The sequence below is a fragment of the Sphingomonas bacterium genome, from assembly GCF_903643035.1.
Lineage (GTDB): Bacteria > Pseudomonadota > Alphaproteobacteria > Sphingomonadales > Sphingomonadaceae > Sphingomonas.
Map to the genome: position 1 here is coordinate 1 of NZ_CAHJWW010000295.1, position 3,235 is coordinate 3,235.

Below are 3,235 nucleotides of genomic sequence, written 5' to 3' on the forward strand. Positions count from 1 at the left end.
CGCCGCCCCCGGGGTCGGCGCGCCCGGCGCCGTGGTCAGCCGCGCAGGGTTCGACGCGAGCGGCTGGTACGCGGCGACGGTGCCGGGCACCGTGCTGACGACGCTCGTCGATCGCGGCGTCTACCCCGACCCCGCCTACGGGCTGAACAACATGGCGATCCCCGAAGGGCTGGCGCGGCAGGACTATTGGTATCGCAGCGAGTTCGATGCGCCCGCCGGGGCTGCCGACGCGCGGCGCTTCCTGACCTTCCAGGGCGTCAACTACGCCGCCGAGATCTGGCTGAACGGCGCGCCGCTGGGCACGATGAAGGGCGCCTTCGTCCGCGGCCGCTTCGACGTCACCGGCAGGCTGCTCGCCGGGCGCAACGCCGTAGCGGTGCGCGTGTCGCCGCCGCCGCACCCGGGCCTGGCGCAGGAGGAGTCGCTCACCGCCGGCAACGGCGAGAACGGCGGCGCCATGATGCTCGACGGGCCGACCTTCGTCGCGACGGAGGGATGGGACTGGATACCCAGCATCCGCGACCGCAACACCGGCCTGTGGCAGGGCGTGACGCTGAGCGAGACCGGCGACGCGACGCTCGGCGACGCGCATGTCGTGACGACGCTGCCCCGGGCCGACAACAGCGTCGCGGAGGTCGAGATCACCGTGCCCGTCGCCAACGCGGGCGACCGCGCGACGACCGTGACGGTGCGCGCCGCGTTCGACGACGTCGCGGTCGAGAAGGCGGTGACGCTCGCGCCCGGCGGGGCGGCGGACGTCGTCATGAAGCCTGCGGACTTCCCGCAGCTGGCGGTCCGCCATCCCCGATTGTGGTGGCCCAACGGCTATGGGGAGCCGGCGCTCCACGACCTGACGCTGACCGCGAGCGCGGACGGTCGGCAAAGCGATGTCAGGCACGTCCGCTTCGGCATGCGCCAGGTGACCTACGACCTGTCGCTCATGGACAGCCATGGCGTGCTCGAGCGCGTCGGCGTCGACCTGTCGCGCGCGCGGCAGTTCGGTCGCCAGATCGTCGACGGCACCCACGCAGGCATCCGCAAGGTCGCCGACGGCTGGGCCGCGAGCCTGGTGCCGGGCGCCGAGACCTCGCCCGCGGTGACGCCGATCGCCGACGAGGACGGGCTGGCGCCGTATCTCGTCATCCGGGTCAACGGCGTCCGCATCGCGGCGCGCGGCGGCAACGTCGGCATGGACGACTTCATGAAGCGCGTCGGCCGAGCCCGGCTGGAGCCCTTCTTCCGCCTCCATCGCGACGCGCATCTGAACATCGTGCGCAACTGGGTGGGGCAGAACACGGAGGACGTCTTCTACGACCTCGCCGACGAGTACGGCCTGATGGTGCTCAACGATTTCTGGGAGTCGACGCAGGACTACAACGTCGAGACGCAGGACCCCGCGCTCTTCATGGCCAACGCCACCGACGTCGTGAAGCGGTACCGCAACCACCCGTCGATCGTCGTCTGGTTCGGCCGCAACGAGGGCGTGCCGCAGCCGGTCCTCAACGAGGCGCTGCAGACGCTAGTGAACGCGCAGGACGGCACGCGGCTCTACATGGGCTCGTCGAACCGGGTGAACCTCCAGAACAGCGGCCCCTACAACTGGCGTCCGCCGGTCGAGTATTTCACGACCCACGCCAGGGGCTTCTCGGTCGAGAGCGGGACGCCGTCCTTCCCGACGCTGGAGTCATGGAAGCGCGCGATCCCGCCGGCGGACCGCTGGCCGATCAGCGACGCCTGGGCGTACCACGACTGGCACCAGGGCGGGAACGGCGGCGTCGGGACCTATATGGACGTGCTCGCCGCGCGCTTCGGACCGGGCACCAGCCTCGCCGATTTCGAGCGCAAGGCGCAGATGATCCAGTACGAGTCCTACCGCGCGGTGTTCGAGGGGATGAACGCGGGGCTGTGGACCCGGAACAGCGGCCGCATGCTGTGGATGACCCAGCCCGCCTGGCCGTCGTCGCACTGGCAGATGTTCTCGTCGGACTATGACACCCACGCCTCGTTCTATGGCGTGAAGAAGGCGTCCGAGCCGGTCCATGTCCAGATGAACCTGCCCGACCACAAGGTCGTGCTGGTCAACAACCGGCTGGCCGACCTTGGCCGCGTGACGGTGCGGGCGAAGGTCGTCGCGCTCGACGGCAGGGTGCTGGCCGAGCGCGACGCGACGATCGCGGCACCGCGCGAGGCGGTGAGCGACGCCTTCACGCTCGACCTTGCGCCCGCGCTCGCGCAGGGGGTGGCGCTGGTGCGGCTGGAGGCGGTGGACGCGACGGGCGCGGTGCTGTCGACGAACTTCTACTGGCAGGCCGGGGACGATGCGTCGTTCCGGGCGATGAACGCGCTGGCGCCGGTGACGCTGGGCATGACGACGACCAGCCGCGTGGAGGGCGACGAGTCCGTCACGACCGTCCGGCTGACCAACACGAGCGCGACGCCGGCGATCGAGGCCAAGCTGACGATGGTCAACGCCGACGGCGGCCAGGTGCTGCCGGCGTACTTCACCGACAACTACGTCTCGCTGCTCCCCGGCGAGACGCGCGACATCGAGATACGCTATGCGACCGCCGGGGCCGCCGACCCGCACGTCGCCCTGCGCGGCTGGAACGTCGCGGCGGCCGGCGAGCCGGTGAAGTGAAGGGCGTCCTCGTCGTCAGCATCGGCACCGCGGCGCTCGCCGGGCTGCTGTTCGGGTTCGACACCGCGGTCATCGCCGGCGTCACCGGCGACCTGACGCGCGTCTACGGCCTCACGCCCGGAACGCTGGGCATCACGGTGTCGGCGGCGCTGTGGGGCACGCTGGCGGGCGCGCTCGCCACGGGCAGGCCCGGCGACCGGTTCGGCAGCCGGCGGGTGCTGGGCGCGCTGGGGCTGTTCTATGTGGCGGCGGGGATCGGCTGCGCGCTCGCGACCGACTGGTACGCGTTCCTCGCCTTCCGCTTCGTGTGCGGGCTCGCGATCGGCGGGTCGTCGGTGCTGGCGCCGGTCTATATCGCGGAGATCGCGCCGCCCGCCAGGCGCGGCCTGCTCGTCGGGCTGTTCCAGCTGGCGATCGTCACCGGCATCCTCGTCGCCTATCTCAGCAACGCGGTCGTCGCGCGGCTGGTCCACGATGCCGCCTGGCGCTGGAAGCTCGGCGTGACGGCGGCGCCGGCGATGGTCTTCGTCGCGCTGCTGGCGCGCATCCCCGACAGTCCGCGCTGGCTGCTGGCCCGCGGCCGCGAGGTCGACGCGC

2 protein-coding genes are annotated in these 3,235 nt (G+C 71.6%); both read left to right on the top strand.

Annotation, left to right across the window (positions count from 1 at the left end; translation table 11 throughout):
- Positions 1-2,638 (top strand): glycoside hydrolase family 2 protein (locus HUV01_RS14115; RefSeq protein WP_174298848.1); only part of this gene is annotated, 2,638 nt, incomplete at its 5' end.
- Positions 2,635-3,235 (top strand): MFS transporter (locus HUV01_RS14120; RefSeq protein ID WP_174298849.1); only part of this gene is annotated, 601 nt, incomplete at its 3' end. The genes HUV01_RS14115 and HUV01_RS14120, both read left to right, overlap by 4 nt.